At 64.5% G+C, this 16,522-nt stretch carries 18 protein-coding genes and 1 riboswitch; of the genes, 5 read left to right on the top strand and 13 right to left on the bottom strand.

Features of this window, described 5'->3' with window-relative positions; translation table 11 throughout:
• Positions 1-48: 48 nt before the first annotated feature.
• Complete coding sequence (locus B3H64_RS00315; RefSeq protein ID WP_050617166.1) at positions 49-1,185, bottom strand: galactose ABC transporter substrate-binding protein; 1,137 nt, start codon at positions 1,183-1,185, stop codon at positions 49-51.
• Positions 1,186-1,497: 312 nt separating this feature from the next.
• Between B3H64_RS00315 and B3H64_RS00310 the strand changes: the two genes are divergently transcribed.
• From B3H64_RS00310 to B3H64_RS00290, 5 genes are all read left to right on the top strand, one after another.
• Complete coding sequence (locus B3H64_RS00310; protein WP_050617167.1) at positions 1,498-1,902, top strand: hypothetical protein; 405 nt, start codon at positions 1,498-1,500, stop codon at positions 1,900-1,902.
• A gap of 205 nt (positions 1,903-2,107) precedes the next feature.
• Positions 2,108-2,345: riboswitch (cobalamin riboswitch) on the top strand.
• 105 nt (positions 2,346-2,450) lie between these two features.
• Positions 2,451-4,106, top strand: a complete 1,656-nt coding sequence (locus tag B3H64_RS00305; RefSeq protein ID WP_050617168.1) for an S-layer homology domain-containing protein — start codon at positions 2,451-2,453, stop codon at positions 4,104-4,106.
• Between the two features lie 10 nt (positions 4,107-4,116).
• Positions 4,117-4,989, top strand: coding sequence for a DUF4430 domain-containing protein (locus B3H64_RS00300; RefSeq protein WP_286732053.1), 873 nt, complete (start codon positions 4,117-4,119; stop codon positions 4,987-4,989).
• 50 nt (positions 4,990-5,039) lie between these two features.
• Positions 5,040-5,942, top strand: coding sequence for an energy-coupling factor transporter transmembrane component T (locus tag B3H64_RS00295; RefSeq protein ID WP_050617170.1), 903 nt, complete (start codon positions 5,040-5,042; stop codon positions 5,940-5,942).
• Positions 5,915-8,560 carry an ECF transporter S component gene (locus B3H64_RS00290; protein WP_286732052.1) on the top strand — a complete coding sequence of 882 codons (2,646 nt, stop codon included), beginning with the start codon at positions 5,915-5,917 and terminating at the stop codon, positions 8,558-8,560. The genes B3H64_RS00295 and B3H64_RS00290 overlap by 28 nt, the downstream gene beginning before the upstream one ends.
• A gap of 97 nt (positions 8,561-8,657) precedes the next feature.
• On the opposite strand, the gene B3H64_RS00285 is transcribed toward B3H64_RS00290, so the two are convergent.
• From B3H64_RS00285 to secY, 12 genes are all read right to left on the bottom strand, one after another.
• The gene (locus tag B3H64_RS00285) at positions 8,658-9,824 is read right to left on the bottom strand and encodes an aminotransferase class I/II-fold pyridoxal phosphate-dependent enzyme (protein ID WP_050617172.1); all 1,167 of its coding nucleotides are present in this window, start codon (positions 9,822-9,824) and stop codon (positions 8,658-8,660) included.
• Positions 9,825-9,956: 132 nt separating this feature from the next.
• Positions 9,957-10,298 (bottom strand): 50S ribosomal protein L17, encoded by a 342-nt coding sequence (rplQ, locus tag B3H64_RS00280; RefSeq protein WP_050617173.1) that lies wholly within the window; start codon positions 10,296-10,298, stop codon positions 9,957-9,959.
• A 189-nt stretch (positions 10,299-10,487) separates the two neighbouring features.
• Complete coding sequence (locus B3H64_RS00275; protein ID WP_050617174.1) at positions 10,488-11,438, bottom strand: DNA-directed RNA polymerase subunit alpha; 951 nt, start codon at positions 11,436-11,438, stop codon at positions 10,488-10,490.
• 136 nt (positions 11,439-11,574) lie between these two features.
• A complete protein-coding gene (gene rpsD, locus B3H64_RS00270) occupies positions 11,575-12,204 on the bottom strand; it encodes a 30S ribosomal protein S4 (RefSeq protein ID WP_050617175.1) in 630 nt (209 codons plus the stop codon).
• Between the two features lie 18 nt (positions 12,205-12,222).
• A complete protein-coding gene (rpsK, locus tag B3H64_RS00265) occupies positions 12,223-12,624 on the bottom strand; it encodes a 30S ribosomal protein S11 (protein WP_050617176.1) in 402 nt (133 codons plus the stop codon).
• Between the two features lie 16 nt (positions 12,625-12,640).
• Positions 12,641-13,009, bottom strand: coding sequence for a 30S ribosomal protein S13 (rpsM, locus tag B3H64_RS00260; RefSeq protein ID WP_050617177.1), 369 nt, complete (start codon positions 13,007-13,009; stop codon positions 12,641-12,643).
• 18 nt (positions 13,010-13,027) lie between these two features.
• A complete protein-coding gene (gene rpmJ / locus B3H64_RS00255) occupies positions 13,028-13,141 on the bottom strand; it encodes a 50S ribosomal protein L36 (protein WP_006573428.1) in 114 nt (37 codons plus the stop codon).
• An 87-nt stretch (positions 13,142-13,228) separates the two neighbouring features.
• Complete coding sequence (gene infA, locus B3H64_RS00250) at positions 13,229-13,447, bottom strand: translation initiation factor IF-1 (RefSeq protein WP_050617178.1); 219 nt, start codon at positions 13,445-13,447, stop codon at positions 13,229-13,231.
• Between the two features lie 2 nt (positions 13,448-13,449).
• On the bottom strand, positions 13,450-13,734 hold the full coding sequence (locus B3H64_RS00245) for a KOW domain-containing RNA-binding protein (RefSeq protein ID WP_050617179.1): 285 nt from the start codon (positions 13,732-13,734) through the stop codon (positions 13,450-13,452).
• Entirely contained in the window at positions 13,727-14,491 is a 765-nt protein-coding gene (gene map, locus B3H64_RS00240; RefSeq protein WP_050617594.1) for a type I methionyl aminopeptidase, read from the bottom strand. Before map ends, B3H64_RS00245 begins: the two co-directional genes overlap by 8 nt.
• Positions 14,492-14,493: 2 nt before the next feature.
• Positions 14,494-15,135: an adenylate kinase gene (locus B3H64_RS00235; RefSeq protein ID WP_050617180.1), complete on the bottom strand. Its 642-nt coding sequence runs from the start codon at positions 15,133-15,135 to the stop codon at positions 14,494-14,496.
• Positions 15,136-15,150: 15 nt separating this feature from the next.
• Complete coding sequence (secY, locus tag B3H64_RS00230; RefSeq protein WP_050617181.1) at positions 15,151-16,521, bottom strand: preprotein translocase subunit SecY; 1,371 nt, start codon at positions 16,519-16,521, stop codon at positions 15,151-15,153.
• Position 16,522: the final 1 nt, after the last annotated feature.

Genomic DNA, 16,522 nt, shown 5'->3' with positions numbered 1-16,522 from the left:
GGTGTGTTCGGTTGGGGCGATGCGTACTGTTTTGTATCCGGGTCTGCCTTATTCGGCGGTGTACACGCCGTAGGGCACACGGATCTTGGCCACGCCCTCGTCCACGTTCAGGTCGCCGGTGTTGTCCATCAGGGCGGCGCCGTCCTTGATGTTGCCCACCAGGGTGGTAATGGTCTCGGCCATGCCGGCGGCGTCCTGCATGATGGTGCCGGTCATCTTGCCCTCGTCGATGGCCTGCTTGGCGGAGGCGATGGCATCCACGCCGAAGACGGGGATGGTCTTGCTGCTGCCGTCGCCCAGGTTGTAGCCGGCGGTCTGCAGGGAGGAGATGGCGCCCAGTGCCATGTCGTCGTTGTTGGCAATGATCAGCTCGACCATGTTGCCGTTGGCCTCAGAGTACTCGGCCAGGATGGTGTCCATGTAAGCCACGGCGGCGGCGGCGGACCAGGCGCCGTTCTGGTCAACCTGATACTTGGTATCCACGTCGCCGGCGTAGTAGGCCAGCGCGGGCTTGCCGGCCTCGGTCAGGACGGTGTCGGCATCCTCCACGCCGAACTGGGTACGGGCCTCGGCCTCGGCGTTGCCCTCCTGGCCCTTGAACATGACATAGGAGATGACGCCGTCGCCGTTCAGATCCACGGCCTCATAGTTCGCCAGCAGGTACTCGCCGATGAGCTTGCCCTGCATGTGGCCGGCCTCGGGGGCGTCGGTGCCCACGAAGGCGCACTTGTCATAGCTGTTCACCACGTCGTCGGAGACCTCGCGGTTGAAGAAGATGATGGGAATGCCGGCGTCCTTGGCGGCGTTCACAGCGTTCTGGGCGGCGTCCGGGGAGGACGTCTCCACGATGTTGACGATCAGCAGGTTGGCGCCATTGGCCAGCGCGGTGTTGATCTGGTCGGTCTGCTGGGACTGGTTGCCGGCGCCGTCAAAGTTGTCGTAGTTGACGCCCAGGGCGGTCAGCATCTCGTCCATATTGTTGCGGACGCTGGAGATGTACACGTCGGAGTAGTTGTAGTAGAACACGGCCACGTTCAGCTCACCGGCCTGAGCGGGCTGGCTCTCCGCAGGAGCAGAGGCGGAGGGGGAGGGAGAGGCGCTGCTGCCGGAGCCGCTGCCGGAGCAGCCGGCGAAGGCGGCAAACATGAGAACGGCTGCAAGAACAAGAGCAAGTTTCTTCTTCATCGTTTTTCCTCCTAAATGATACATATCGTTTTTTGCAGGGTTCCATCCGCTGGGGAACGTCTTTCCCCGGGACGCCTCTATTGTAATCGGCCGGGCGGGAAAAGACGATAGAAAATTCTTTGCTCTTCTAGGAAAAAACTTTGCTTCCATGACAACTACGGTGCATAAGTTTCTTCATTTTTGTCGTTTTTGCCTAATATTGGTGGAATGTAACGAAGGATTCCTCCGCGTGTTCCGCATAGCGCGCCCTCAGAGTGTACCCGTTCGTCCTACCCTGCTGCCGGGCGCGCGGGGAGTGAGGAGGGATGCTTCATGGCAAGCGGACAGACCGCGCATTACGGGCTCTCCCAGTGGGAGCCGGAGGACAGTTTTTTGCGGGAGGAGTTTAACGCGAACTTCTCCAAGATCGACACGGAGGTGTTCAGCAAGGCGGAAGCCGTGACCGGGACCTACACCGGGGACGGGGAGTCGGAGCGGATCATCGAATTGGGCTTCTCGCCCACGGCGGTGCTGCTGCTCCGCAATACCGGCGCCAGCAAGGACAGCAGCAACTATTACGGGGGCCTGGCCCTGCGGGACCACCCCGTCCTCCTGCCCACCGGGGCGACGGTGCTGGCCATCACCGGCAGCGGCTTTTCCGTCCACGTCGGCGGCTCGGCCAGCATCAGCAATTCCAACGGCAGCGGCTCTCTGTTCCACTACCTCGCCTTTCGCTGAGCCAGAGGCGCGCCGAGCAAAAGGCCCGGACCGGCGATGGCCGTCCCGGGCCTTTTTTGTCCCGGCTGGACGGGAAGCTGCCCCGCGTCTGTTCGGAATGACTTGAACGGGGGGCCGAAAATGCATGGTTGACTTTTCCTCTGCCTGCGGTATAATCAAAAGGGTCCCGTCTGAAAAGGCCGGGACCCTTTTTGGATATCTTCAAATTTGATATGCCGCATCATGTCCTCGGGTAGGAGCTGCCGTTCAGGCAGGCCCGGGGATGAGGGAATCCGGTGAAAGTCCGGAGCATTGCCCGTTGCCGTATGCGCTTGAGGCTGTCGTTCGTGACGTGAGTCGGTCATTGGGGAAACCTGAGAAGGCGGAACGACAGACGGGGAGGGTTTCCAGGGTCAGACCTCCGGATGGCGCGAGCCGGAAGACCTATGATGCTCGAAGCCGGAGGCGCGCCGCGCGCCGAGGGACAGGGGCCCACGCGAACAGACGGACGTGGTGAATCAAAGGATTCACCACGTCCGTTTTTTGATGACAGAAGGGGGAGCGATTGGATGAAACGATTCAGTCAGAGAGGGCTCAGCCTGCTGCTGGCCCTGGCGGCAGTCATCTGCCTGGCCAATCCGGTCTGGGCCGCCGGATCGGACGACGCTCTGGAGGCCGCCCTGGCGGACACCGCGCAGTATGTCTGCGCCGCCGTACCCGAGCCCCGGGTGGGCTCCATCGGCGGAGAGTGGGCGGTGCTGGGCCTGGCCCGCAGCGGCTATGCGGTGCCGGAGGGGTACTACCAGAGCTACTATGACGCGGTGGAGGCCTATGTTAAGGCCCGGAACGGCATCCTCCACGACAAGAAGTACACCGAATATGCCCGGGTCATCCTGGCCCTGACCGCCATCGGCCGGGATGCCCGGGATGTGGCGGGCTATGACCTGACGCTGCCCCTGGGCGACTACGACAAGACCGTCTGGCAGGGAATCAACGGTCCCATTTGGGCTCTGATCGCCCTGGATTCCGGGGACTACCCCATGCCGGAAAACCCCGCGGCGGAGACCCAGGCCACCCGCCAGATGTATCTCGACCACATCCTGGACCGCCAGCGCTCCGACGGCGGCTGGAGTCTGGCGGGGGAGGACGGCGCGGGCTCCGACCCGGATGTCACCGCCACGGCGCTCCAGGCCCTGGCCAAATACCAGGACCAGCCGGCCGTGGCCGCGGCCACCCGGGAGGCTCTGGCCTGTCTGTCCGGTCAGCAGGACGGGCAGGGCGGCTTTGCAAGCTGGAGCACCAGCAATTCGGAGAGCGTAGTGCAGGTGCTGGTGGCCCTGTGTGAGCTGGGGCTTCCTCTGGATGACGCCCGCTTTGTCAAAAACGGCTCTACTCTGCTGGACAATCTGCTGCTCTTCTACCGGAGGGGAGCCGGGTTTGTCCACACCGGCGCGGGCACGGGCTCCAGCCAGATGGCCACGGAGCAGGCGCTCTACGGTCTGGCCGCCGCCCAGCGGGCCCGGGAGGGCCGCAGCAGCCTCTACCGCATGGGTGACGCGGCCCCTGCGGCCGGAACGTCGGGCTCTGCGCCGGAGGGCGGCCCGGCGGGCAGGGACCCGGCGGTACGGCCCCAGCCGGTCACCGCCCCCGGCGTCACCTTCCCGGACCTCTCCGGTCATGCCGACCGGGCTGCCGTGGAGGCTCTGGCCGCCCGGGGCATCATCACCGGCGGCGACGACGGTCTGTTCCGCCCCGACGGTGCCATGACCCGGGCGGAGTTTGCCACCATCGTGGTGCGGGCCCTGGGCCTGGCTGCCGGCCCCCTCGGCGGGGAGACCGTCTTTTCCGACGTGGCTCCGGAGGCGTGGTATGCCCCCTACGTGGACGTCGCCTACCGCCGCGGCATCGTAAGCGGCGTGGGCGACGGCAAGTTCCGGCCTGACGGCACCCTCTCCCGGCAGGAGGCCGCCGTCATGGTGGCCCGGGCCGCCGGACTGTGCGGTCTGGATACGGCGCTGGACGCCGCCGCCGTGCGCAGCCTGCTGGCCTCCTTCTCCGACTATGTCACCACGGCGGCGTGGGCGCGGGAGAGCCTGGCCTTCTGTTATCAGGAGAACATTCTGGACCCGTCCGACCTGGCGATCCGCCCCGCGGAGGCCATCCGGCGCTGTGAGGTCGCCCGGATGCTCTTCCGGATGCTGGACCGGGCCGAACTGCTCGTATAGGAGGCACAGCATGTGGTGGAACCGATCTAAGCGGCAGATTCTGATCCTGGTGCTCCTGGCGGCGGTGCTGGCCGGCGCCTTCTGGCTGGGCGGCAACGCGCCGGGCAGCCGGGGCTGGGCACCGGAGGCCGTCCCCTCTCCGGCGGCGCCCTCTGCCAGCGCGGCACAGACGGAGGTCCTCCCAGCGCCGTCTGTCAGCCCCACTCCTGCCCCCTCAGCCGCTCCCGCCGTCACGCCGGAGCCGGCGGAACCCCCGGAAGCCCTCCCCGTGTCCCCGATGCCGGAGGAGATGCCCGCAGCACCTCTACCGATGCAGACACCCGCGCCCCTTACGCCGCCTCCCTCCGCCGGTGCGGGAGCCTCAGTCCTCCAGGGCATGGGGGGTACGGACCCGTCGCTCGCCGCCCCGGCGCCGGAGGGAAAGCCCCAGCCGGTGGACCCCCAGGACGCGGCTTTCTCCGACGTGGCCCACACCTGCACCCTCTCGGTCCGGTGCGACACCATTCTGGACCACCTGGATTGGCTGGACGCGGAGAAGGCCGAGCTGGTGCCGGAGGACGGCGTGATCTTTCCGGAGACCCAGGTCACCTTTTACGAGGGAGAGAGCGTCTTCAACCTGCTCCAGCGTGAGATGAAGCAGGCCAAGATCCACCTGGAGTTTGAAGAGACACCCCTTTATCACTCCGCCTACATCGAGGGCATCCACAACCTCTATGAATTTGACTGCGGCGAGGGGTCCGGCTGGACCTACCGGGTCAACGGCTGGTTCCCCAACTACGGCTGCTCCCGCTACCAGCTTCAGGAGGGGGATGTGGTGGAATGGCTCTACACCTGCGACCTGGGCGCCGACGTAGGTGCCCTCTCCTCCGTCGGAGGGGCGTAACATACCGGGCGGCGCGGCAGACCCCCGCGCCGCCTTTTTGAAATGGACTGATGCGTTTGCAATCCAGAGATGCCTTTTCCAGCTACCACCCGGCGGTGAACTTTCTTTATTTCGGCCTGGTGCTGTTCTTTACCATGTGCTTTCTGCATCCGGCCTGCCTGCTGCTCTCCCTGGCCGCCGCCCTGCGGTACGCCGTCTGCCTCAACGGGCGCCGGGCGGTGCGGCGCAGCCTGCGCTACCTTCTGCCTGCGGCGCTGCTGGCCGCCCTCATCAATCCGGCCTTCAACCACCAGGGGGCCACGATCCTGACCTACCTGCCCTCGGGCAACCCCCTGACGCTGGAGAGCATTGCCTACGGCCTGGCTGCCGCCGCCCTGCTCTCCGCCGTGGTCACCTGGTTTTCCTGCTATACGGCGGTGATGACTTCCGACAAGTTCGTCTATCTCTTCGGGCGGGTCATCCCCGCCCTCTCCCTGGTCCTCTCCATGGCCCTGCGGTTCGTGCCCAGGTTCCAGGTCCAGGCCCGGGCGGTGTCTCAGGCCCAGCGCTGCGTCGGGCGGGACGTGTCGGACGGCAGCCTCCTACAGCGCCTGCGCAATGGGGTGACCATCCTCTCCATCCTGCTCACCTGGTGCCTGGAAAACGCCCTCGAGACGGCGGACAGCATGAAGAGCCGGGGCTACGGTCTGCCGGGGCGGACCGCCTTTTCCATCTATCGTCTGGACGACCGGGACCAGGCCGCCCTCTGGTGGCTGGGGGCTCTGGGCGGCTATATCCTGTCCATGTGGGGGGCGGGCGGCTTTGCCTGCCGCTACTTTCCCACCTTCCGCCTGGCCCCCCGGGACGGCTGGAGCCTCTCCGGGCTGCTGGCGTTCGGGCTTTTGTGCCTGACGCCGGTCATCATAGATCGAAGGGAGGATCGCCAGTGGACACGTTTGCGATCCATGACCTGACCTTCTTTTACCCTGGGCAGGCGGTCCCCGCCCTGGACCGGCTGGACCTGACCGTCCGGTCGGGGGAATTTTGGGTGCTGTGCGGCCCTTCGGGCTGCGGCAAATCCACCCTGCTGCGCCAGCTCAAGACGGTGCTGGCCCCCCATGGCCACCGGCTGGGGGAGATCCGCTTTGAGGGCGTCCCCCTGGACGAGCTGGACCAGCGGGAGCAGGCGGCGCGCATTGGCTTCGTGCTCCAGTCCCCGGAGAACCAGCTCGTCACCGATAAGGTGTGGCATGAGCTGGCCTTCGGCCTGGAGAGCCTGGGCTACGACACCCCCACCATCCGCCGGCGGGTGGCCGAAATGGCCTCCTTTTTCGGTATCCAGACCTGGTTTTACAAAAACGTAGCCGAGCTGTCCGGCGGACAGAAGCAGCTTTTGAACCTGGCCTCGGTCATGGCCATGCAGCCCTCTGTGCTGATTCTCGACGAGCCCACCAGTCAGTTGGACCCCATCGCCGCGGCCGATTTCCTGGCCACTCTGGGCAAGATCAACCGAGAGCTGGGCACCACCATTCTCCTCACCGAGCACCGGCTGGAAGATGCCTTCCCCCTGGCCGGCCGCGTGGCGGTGCTGGACCGGGGCAAGCTCCTGTGCACCGGCACCCCCAGCCAGGTGGGCGCCGCCCTGAAGGACGCCGGCCACGCCATGTTCCAGGCCATGCCCGCACCCATGCGCATCTGGGCGGCGGTGGGGGATTCCTCCCCCTGCCCCGTCACCGTCCGGGAGGGACGGGACTGGCTGGGCCGTTTCGCCGCCGCTCACCCCCTGGGAGCGCTCCCGGAGGAGCAGCGGCACGCCTATCCGCCGGAGGCCGCCATCACCGCCCGGGACCTGTGGTTCAAGTATGAAAAGGACCTGCCCGACGTGGTGAAGGGCCTGTCCCTTACGGTGCGGAGGGGGGAATTCTTGGCCCTGCTGGGGGGGAACGGCACCGGCAAGACCACCAGCCTGAAGCTGCTCTCCGGCCTGCTGCAGCCCTGCCGCGGGGAGCTGGAGACGGTGGGCCGGCTGGGCGTACTGCCCCAGAACCCCCAGGCCCTGTTTGTGAAAAAGACGGTGCGTGAGGACCTTTTCGAGCTTCTGAAGGGCCGACCGCTGCCCAGGGCCGCGCAGGAGGAGCAGGTCGCCCGTGCGGTGACGCTGTGCCGTCTGGAGGAGCTGCTGGACCGGCACCCCTACGACCTCTCCGGCGGCGAGCAGCAGCGGGCCGCTCTGGCCAAGATCCTGCTGCTGGAGCCGGACGTCCTGCTGCTGGACGAGCCCACCAAGGGGCTGGACGCCGGGTTTAAGCAGACTCTGGCCGAGATCCTGCAGCGGCTCCTGCGCCGGGGGGTGCCCGTCCTTATGGTCAGCCACGACATTGAGTTCTGCGCCCGCTACGCCCACCGCTGCGCGCTGTTTTTTGATGGGACGATCGTCACAGAGGGCCCGCCCCGGGCATTTTTCTCCGGCAACAGCTTCTACACCACCGCCGCCAACCGGATGGCCCGGGCCCGCCTGCCGGGGGCGGTCACCGCCGAGGAGGTCATTGCCGCCTGCGGCGGCGCCCTGCCGCCGGAACCGGAGCTGCCGGAGGCGTCCCCGCCCCTTCCTCCCCCCGGCGTACACAGCGCCGACGACCGGCCCGGGCCCCTGCCCTGGTGGCGCCGGCTGATCGCCGCCGTATCCGCCGCCGCTGCACTGCTCCTGCTGTGCAATGCCGTGGGCGCGGCCGATCTGACCGCCCTGATCGGTGCGGCAGGGGCCTCCTCTGCCGGCATGACCCATCTCAAGCTGGACGCCCTTCTCCTGGCCGCTCTGCTGGTCTTTACCCTGGCGGTCAGCCGCCGGGCCCCACCCCCTGTGGTTCCCATCCAGGTCCCGCGGGAGCGGCGCAGGCTCCCCAAGCGCACTGTGGCGGCGGCGGTCATGATCCTGCTGCTGATCCCGGTGACCCTCTTCGTGGGGCTTTTTTATCTGGACAACAAGAAGTATTACTTCATCTCCCTGCTGATCCTGCTGGAGTGTATGGCGCCCTTCTTCCTTCTCTTCGAGGGGAGAAAGCCCCAAGCCCGGGAGCTGGTGGTCATCGCAGTGCTCTGCGCGGTGGCCGTGGCGGGCCGGGCGGCGTTATTCATGCTGCCCCAGTGCAAGCCGGTGATGGCCCTTACGATTCTGGCCGGCGTGGCTTTCGGGGGGGAGGCCGGCTTCCTGGTGGGAGCTATGACCATGCTGCTGTCCAACCTTCTCTTCGCCCAGGGGCCGTGGACTCCCTATCAGATGTTCGCCATGGGCATCATCGGCTTTCTGGCGGGCCTCCTGTTCCGCAGGGGGCTGCTCCGCCGCAGCCGGGTCTCGCTGGCCGTCTTCGGCGCGCTGTCGGCCATCGTGGTCTATGGCGGGATCATGAATCCGGTGTCCGCCCTGTTGTGGTCTCAGGCGCTCAATGGAGCGGTCCTGCTGACCTATTACCTCTCCGGCTTTCCCATGGACCTGATCCAGGCAATCGCCACCTTCCTGTTCCTCTGGTTTGCCGCCGAACCCATGCTGGAAAAGCTGGAGCGCATCAAGGTAAAGTACGGGCTGATGGAGTAGGGCCGGAAAAAGCGGCGGCTGCCGCTCCAAAGGGCCATAAAGCCCCAGGGTCCCCGGAAAGGCAATGCCTTTCCGGGGACCCTGGGGCTTGGCTTTTTCAGACCAGCAGACGGCTTTCCCGGATGTTGTCCAGGGCCAGCTTCATCTCCGCCTCGGTACGCACCAGGGCCAGGCGCACATAGCCCTCTCCCGAGGGGCCGAAGGCGCTGCCCGGCGTCACCAGCAGGCCGGTACGCTGGAGGAGCTGCTCACAAAAGTGCTGGGAATCCCCAAATCCCTCCGGGATCTTGGCCCACACAAACATGGTGGAGGAACACCGGGGGACGTTCCAGCCCAGGGCGGTCAGGCCGTCGCACAGGTAGTTGCGCCGCGCCTCATAGGCCCGCCGGGTGGTCTCCACACAGCTCTGATCTCCGGTAATGGCGGCGATGGCCGCCCGCTGGACGGGCAGGAACATGCCGTAGTCCATATTGGACTTTAGCTTGGCCAACTGCCCCACCATCTCGGCGTTACCCACGCAGAAGCCCACCCGGGCCCCGGCCAGAGCGTAGGTCTTGGAGAGGGAATTGAACTCCACGCCCACGTCGGCAGCCCCCTCAAAACGCAGGAAGCTGCCCCACTGCGCCCCGTCGTAGACTAGCTCACTGTAGGCGTTGTCGTGGAGGACGCCGATCCCGTACTCCCGGGCAAAGGCGATCAGGTCGCGGTAGAAGGCGTCGGGAGCCATGGCCGTAGTGGGGTTATTGGGGTAGGACACCACCATCAGCTTGGCCCGCTTGGCCACCTCCGTGGGGATATCCCGCAGGTCGATGACGAAGTCCTTCTCCGGCTTCATCGGCATATAGTGCAGCTCCGCCCCGGCCAGCTTGGGCCCGTCGGCAAAGACCGGGTAGCAGGGGTCGGGCACCAGCACCACGTCCCCCTCGTCGGCCAGGGTCAGCGCAATATGGGCCAGCCCCTCCTGGGAGCCCAGCAGCGAGGTGATCTGCGCCGCCGGGTCCAGCGTCACCCCGTAGCGCCGCTGATACCAGGCCGCCACCGCCTGATGCAGCTCATTCAGATCCTGAATGGCGTAGATGTAGTTTTTGGGGTCCATGGCTGCGTCGGCCAAGGCCCGCATCACGTGCTCCGCCGGCGCCAGATTGGGCGCGCCGATGCTCATATCCACTACCGTGCCGCCCGCCGCCAGTCGGGCGCTCTTCAGGTCCAGCAGCTTGGAAAAGATGCCGGTCTCGAAGCGCTCCATCCGTTTTGCAAATTCCATTGTCCCCTGCACTCCATATCTCAAAATTTTCCTCCATCTTAGCACTTTTTCCCTGCTTTTGCAATGGCAGTGGTACAAAAAGGCCCCCGCCGCAGCCTGGGGCGCGGTGGGGGCGCTTGTGCTCTGGAAGGCTTACACCAACTGGATGATGGCCATCTCAGCGGCGTCGCCGCGGCGGGGGCCGATCTTGACGATACGGGTGTAGCCGCCGTCACGGTCAGCATACTTGGGGCCGATCTCATCAAACAGCTTCTTGGCCACGTCCTCCTTGGTGATGAAGGCCAGAGCCTGACGGTAGGTGGCCAGGTTATTCTTCTTGGCCAGGGTAATCATCTTCTCGGTCATGGGGGCCACTTCCCTGGCACGGGTAACGGTGGTCTTGATCTGACCGTTCTCCAGCAGGTAGGTCACCATGGCGCGCAGCATCGCCTTCCGCTGATCGGTCGGCTTGCCCAGCTTGCGGTATCCGGACATTTGACTCAACTCCTATAGGCATTTCGCGCGGCGAAATCCATCGTAAATTCGTCCTGAGGGTCCTTCCCTCGGAAGAGCGCCGCCCGGACGGGCGGCATCGGACGGGCCGTGTCCGGGAGGGGACGTTACATGCCCCCGGACTGCTCTTCTGCGCTCCTGGGCGACGGAACCGCCGCCCGGAAGCCTCTGTCAGTTGTTCTCGTCGCTGGCCAGGGACAGGCCCATCATAGCCAGCTTGTTGATGACCTCTTCCAGGCTCTTCCGGCCCAGATTGCGCACCTTCATCATCTCGTCCTCGGTCTTGGAGATCAGGTCCTCCACCGTGTTGATGTTGGCCCGCTTGAGGCAGTTGAAGGACCGGACCGACAGATCCAGCTCTTCGATGGTCAGCTCCAGCACCTTGTCGCGCTGCGCCTCGGCCTTCTCCACCACGGTGGATTTGTTGCCCATGGTCTCGCTCAGGTCGGTGAACAGCATGAAGTGGTCGCACAGGATGCGGGCACCGAGGCTCACGGCGTCCCGGGCCGTGATGGTGCCGTTGGTCCACACCTCCAGCGTCAGCTTGTCAAAGTCGGTCAGGTCGCCCACGCGGGTGTTCTCCACCGTGTAGTTGACCTTCTTGACGGGGGTGTAGATGGAGTCCACCGGGATGAGCCCGATGATGGTCTGGGCGGGCTTGTTCCGGTCAGCGGGGACATAGCCCCGACCGTGGGACAGGGTGAGCTCCATGTTGAGGGTGGCGTCGGGACCCAGGGTGGCGATGTGGTGGGTGGGGTTGAGCACCTCCACCTCTCCGTCCGCCTTGATGTCGCCGGCCGTGACCTCACCCTCGCCGCTCATCTCGATATACACCGTCTTCACGCCCTCGGAGTGCAGCTTGGCGATGATGCCCTTCACGTTGAGGACGATCTCCGTCACGTCTTCCTTTACGCCAGGGATGGTGGAGAACTCATGCTGGATACCGGCGATCTTGATGGAGGTGACCGCGGTACCGGGCAGAGACGAGAGCAGGATGCGGCGCAGGGAGTTGCCCAGAGTCGTGCCATAGCCGCGCTCCAGGGGCTCGACCACGTACTTGCCGTAGGAGCCGTCACCGGGATTCTCCACGCATTCGATGCGCGGCTTTTCGATTTCTACCATGTGATAGTTACCCTCCTTGTTGCGGCGGCGGACGGGTGCATCCGCCGTATCGTCATTCACGGGGCCGCCGGGCCGGTTTTGGACGCCGGCCCGCAGGCGGCGGCCCCTCGCTTCCATGAGTCGAGGGTATTAAGGATTACTTGGAATACAACTCGACGATCAGATGCTCCTCGATGGGCAGGTCGATGTCCTCCCGGGCGGGGAAGGCCACCACCTTGGCCGTGAGCGTATTCTGGTCAAAATCGAGCCACTTGGGAGCGGGACGGGAGCCGTTGGCCTCCAGGGAGCCCTTGAACTTATCCAGACTGCGGCTGGAATCCTTCAGAGCGATGACTTCGCCGGGCTTCACCAGGTAGGAGGGGATATCCACCTTCTTGCCGTTGATGGTGAAGTGGCCGTGACGGACAAGCTGACGGGCCTCGGGCCGGCTCATGGCGAAGCCCAGGCGGTAAATCACGTTGTCCAGGCGGGTCTCCAGAATGGACAGCAGGTTCTCGCCGGTGACGCCTTTCTTGGCGTTGGCCATCTCATAGTACTTGCGGAACTGGCTCTCCAGCACGCCGTAGTAGCGGCGGGCCTTCTGCTTTTCACGAAGCTGCATGCCGTACTCGCTCATCTTCTTGTTCCTCGCGTTGCCATGCTGGCCGGGCGCAAAGGGGCGGCGCTCAACGGCGCACTTGTCGGTATAGCAGCGGTCGCCCTTCAGGAACAGCTTCTGGCCTTCCCGACGGCACTTGCGGCAGACCGCTCCGGTATCTCTTGCCATATTCTTACCTCCTCTAAATCAGACGCGGCGGCGCTTGGGCGGGCGGCAGCCATTGTGGGGGATGGGCGTCACGTCCTTGATGAGGGTGACTTCCAGGCCCACGGCCTGCAGCGCGCGGATCGCGGCCTCACGGCCGGAACCGGGGCCCTTCACGTACACTTCCACGCTCTTGAGTCCATGCTCCATCGCGGCCTTGGCGGCAGTCTCAGCAGCCGTCTGGGCGGCGAAGGGGGTGGATTTCCGGGAGCCGCGGAAGCCCAGGCCGCCGGAGGAGGCCCAGCTCAGGGCGTTGCCCTGGGTGTCGGTCACAGTGACCATGGTGTTATTGAAGGAAGAGCGGATATGCACGGCGCCCTTCTCGATATTCTTACGCTCGCGGCGCTTACGCACCACTTTTTTGCCCTTGGTATTCGCAGCCATTGTTCATATCCCTCCCTTACTTCTTCTTGTTGGCAACCGTGCGCTTCGGACCCTTGCGGGTACGGGCGTTGGTCTTGCTGCGCTGGCCGCGGACCGGCAGGCCCTTGCGGTGACGGATGCCGCGGTAGCAGCCAATCTCGGTCAGGCGCTTAATGTCCATCGCCACGTCGCGGCGCAGGTCGCCCTCCACGGTATAGCTGTTGGCGATGACCTCGCGCAGCTTCGCCTCGTCGGCGTCGGTCAGGTCTTTTACCCGGGTGTCGGGATTGATCCCGGCTTCCTTCAGGATTTTGTTGGCGCTGGTGCGCCCGATGCCGTAGATATAGGTGAGGCCGATCTCGACTCTCTTATCCTTCGGCAGGTCAATGCCGGCAATACGTGCCATATTTCTTCAGCGCCTCCTTTAACCTTGTCTCTGCTTGTGCTTGGGGTTTTCGCAAATGACCATGACTTTGCCCTTGCGCTTGATGATCTTGCACTTCTCGCACATGGGCTTCACGGACGGTCTAACTTTCATGTCATAAACCTCCTGAATGCCTTGATGGCCCCGGCGGTCAGCGGGCAAGGCCCTGTGCCGCCGGTCGTTTTTGGGTCGTCAGCGGTCTTATTTCGACCGCCAGGTGATCCGGCCCCGGGTCAGATCATACGGCGACATCTGCACCGTTACCTTGTCCCCAGGCAGAATTCGAATAAAATTCATGCGGAGTTTTCCAGAGATGTGGGCCAGGATGATGTGCCCGTTTCCGATGTCCACATGGAAGGTGGTGTTGGGCAGAGCCTCGGTGACGACACCTTCCAGCTCGATCATGTCGCTTTTTGCCAAGCCTAATTCCCTCCTTGGTCTCTACCTAACTCGTCCCGGAAGGCGCCCAGCGCCCTCCGCAGCTCCCGGTCGGACACCGGCTGGCCGCTCTTCAGCTTCTGGACGGCCGGATGCCCGGATGCGCCCAGCGGCGACACATGGCCGCACTTTTTGCGCTTGGGCGACGCCACTCTGCGCCGCTTTCCGTCGGCCAGCAGCAGGTGCTCCCCCTGCGCGCCGATCACGCAGAAGAGCCCCTGTTTGTCGTGCCCGGCCAGGGAGCGGACGATCTGCCCCACGTCATACATAAGGGCTGTCTCCGATGGGGGTGAGCAGCTCCGGCTCTCCCTCGGTGATGAGGATGGTGTTCTCGTAATGGGCGGCCAGCGAGCCGTCCACGGTGACGGTGGTCCACTTGTCCTTCAGGACCCGGACCGGCCAGTCGCCGGCATTCACCATGGGCTCCACCGCGATGACCATACCCGGCAGCAGCCTGGCCCCGTGTCCCGCGGGTCCGAAGTTGGGGACCTCCGGGGGCTCGTGGAGCTTGGCGCCCACGCCGTGGCCCACGAAGTCCCGCACCACGGAGTAGCCATGCTTTTCCACATACTGCTGCACCGCGTGGGAAATGTCGGAGACCCGATTGCCCTGCCGCGCCATTTTGAGCCCCTCAAAGAAGCTCTGGCGAGTGACCTGGATCAGGTCCATGGCCGCGTCGCTCACCTTGCCGCAGGGGAAGGTGGCGCAGCAGTCGCCGTGGAAGCCCTCCAGATAGGCGCCCACGTCCACGCTGACGATATCGCCCTCCATCAGCTTCCGGTGGTCCGGAATGCCGTGGATGACCACATCGTTGATGGAGATGCAGGCGGAGCCGGGATAGCCCCCATAATTCAGAAAGGAGGGCTCTGCCCCGTGGGAACGGATAAAGTCCCGGACGGCGTGGTCAATCTCCAGGGTGGTGACACCCGGTTCGACCATGGAGCCGGCCAGCGCACGGGCCTGAGCCGTCAGGGCGCCGGCCCGGCGCATCAGCTCGATCTCGCGGGGGGATTTTAAGGAAATCATGTTCAATGGGCGGCCTCCAGAGCCCTTTCGATGGCCTTCGTCGTCTCCTCAATGGTGCCCAGATCGCCGGGCACGGTGCGGAGCTTGCCGCGCTTCTCATAGAAGTGCTTCAAAGGCTCGGTCTCCTCGTGGTAGACCGTCAGCCGGGCGCGTACCGTCTCCGGCTTGTCGTCGTCGCGCTCGATGAGGGCGCCGCCGCAGGCATCACAGACGCCCTCGGCCTTGGGAGGCTTGGTTTCCACATGGAAGGGGGTACCACAGTGGGTGCAGACCCGGCGGCCGTCCATGCGCTTGACAATGGCCTCGTCGGAGACCTCCAGGGAGATGACAGCGTCAAAGAGGACGCCGGCCTCCTCCAGAGCCTCGGCCTGGGCGATGGTGCGGGGCACCCCGTCCAGGATAAAGCCATTGGCGCAGTCCGCCTCTTCCAGCCGCTCCCGGATGATTCCGATGATGACCGCATCGGGGACCAGCTTGCCCGCGTCCATGAAGGCCTTGGCCTTCCGGCCGATGGGCGTGCCCGCCTTGACGGCGGCCCGGAGGATGTTTCCGGTGGAGATGGTCGGGATGGCCAAATCCTTGGAGAGGATCTCGGCCTGGGTGCCTTTTCCGGCGCCTGGAGGTCCCAGCAGAATCAGTTTCATTCCCCCAGCACCTCCTTACTCCAAAAAGCCCTTGTAGTGGCGCATCAGCATCTGGGCCTCCATGGCCTTCACGGTCTCGAGAGCCACGCCCACGACGATGATGATGGAGGTGCCGCCGATGGCCAGGTTGCTGTAACCGAAGATATTACCGGTCACGATGGGCAGGATGGCGATGACGGACAGATACAACGCCCCGAACAGGGTGATCTTGTTGAGCACCTTTTGAATAAAGTCGGCGGTGGGCTTGCCCGGCCGGAAGCCGGGGATGAAGCCGCCGTTCTTCTTCAGGTTGTTGGCCACCTCGATGGGGTTGAACTGGATGGTGGAATAGAAGTAGCTGAAGCCCAGGATCAGCAGGAAGTAGATAATGATATAGGCCACGCCGCTGGTGTCAAACAGCTTCAGGAAGCCGCCCCAGAAGCCCTCGCTGTCCACGGTCTTACCGGCAAACATGCCGATGGTGGCCGGCAGCGCAGCGATGGACTGGGCGAAGATGATGGGCAGCACGCCGGACATGTTCACCTTCATGGGGATGTGGCTGGCCTGGCCGCCGTACATCTTCCGGCCCACCACGCGCTTGGCGTACTGGACGGGGATGCGGCGCTCGGCATTCTGGATGAAGACGATAAAGACGATCAGGGCCAGCATGCCGATGATGATGACAGGGATAAAGGCGGGGTGCAGCAGGCTCTTCTGATAGGCGGCGATTTGTTCCGCCGTCCAGTTCAGGCTGCTCATCTGCTCGGTGGTCAGAGGGTTGAGCCAGCGGGTGACGCCGGTATACATGCTCATGACCATGGACGGACCGCGGGAGACGATACCGGCGAACAGGATGATGGAGATGCCGTTGCCGATACCGAACTCGGTGATCTGCTCACCCAGCCACATGATAAAGGCGGAGCCGGCCACGAAGGACGCCACGATGACCACACCGGCCCAAACGCCGTTCATGTCGCCCAGGTCCAGCAGGCCGTTGGCCTTGATGAGGGTGTAGTAGCCGAAGCCCTGAAGCAGTGCAATACCCACGGTGGTGTAGCGGGTGATGGCCGCAATCTTCTTCCGGCCCTCCTCGCCGCCGTCCTTCTGGAGACGCTCCAGGGCGGGGATGGCGACGGTGAGGAGCTGGATGATGATGGAGCTGTTGATATAGGGCTGGATGGACAGTGCGAATACCGTTGCCGTACTGAAGCTGCCGCCGCTCATGGCGTTCATCAGGCCGAAAATGGTGCCGCTCATACTATCCAGATAGGTCCCCAGCGCCTGGGTGTCCACGAAGGGCACGGGCACGGCGGAACCCAGCCGGAAAATCAGCAGAGCAAAGACGGTGAAAAGGATCTTCTTGCGCAGCTCTTCAATTTTCCAGGCGTTTTTGATGGTCTGGATCACG

It is taken from the genome of Intestinimonas sp. UBA1698 (assembly GCF_002320075.1).
Lineage (GTDB): Bacteria > Bacillota > Clostridia > Oscillospirales > Oscillospiraceae > Intestinimonas > Intestinimonas massiliensis.
Note: the sequence above shows the minus strand (reverse complement) of the source record. Positions and strands in the feature narration are given on the sequence as shown.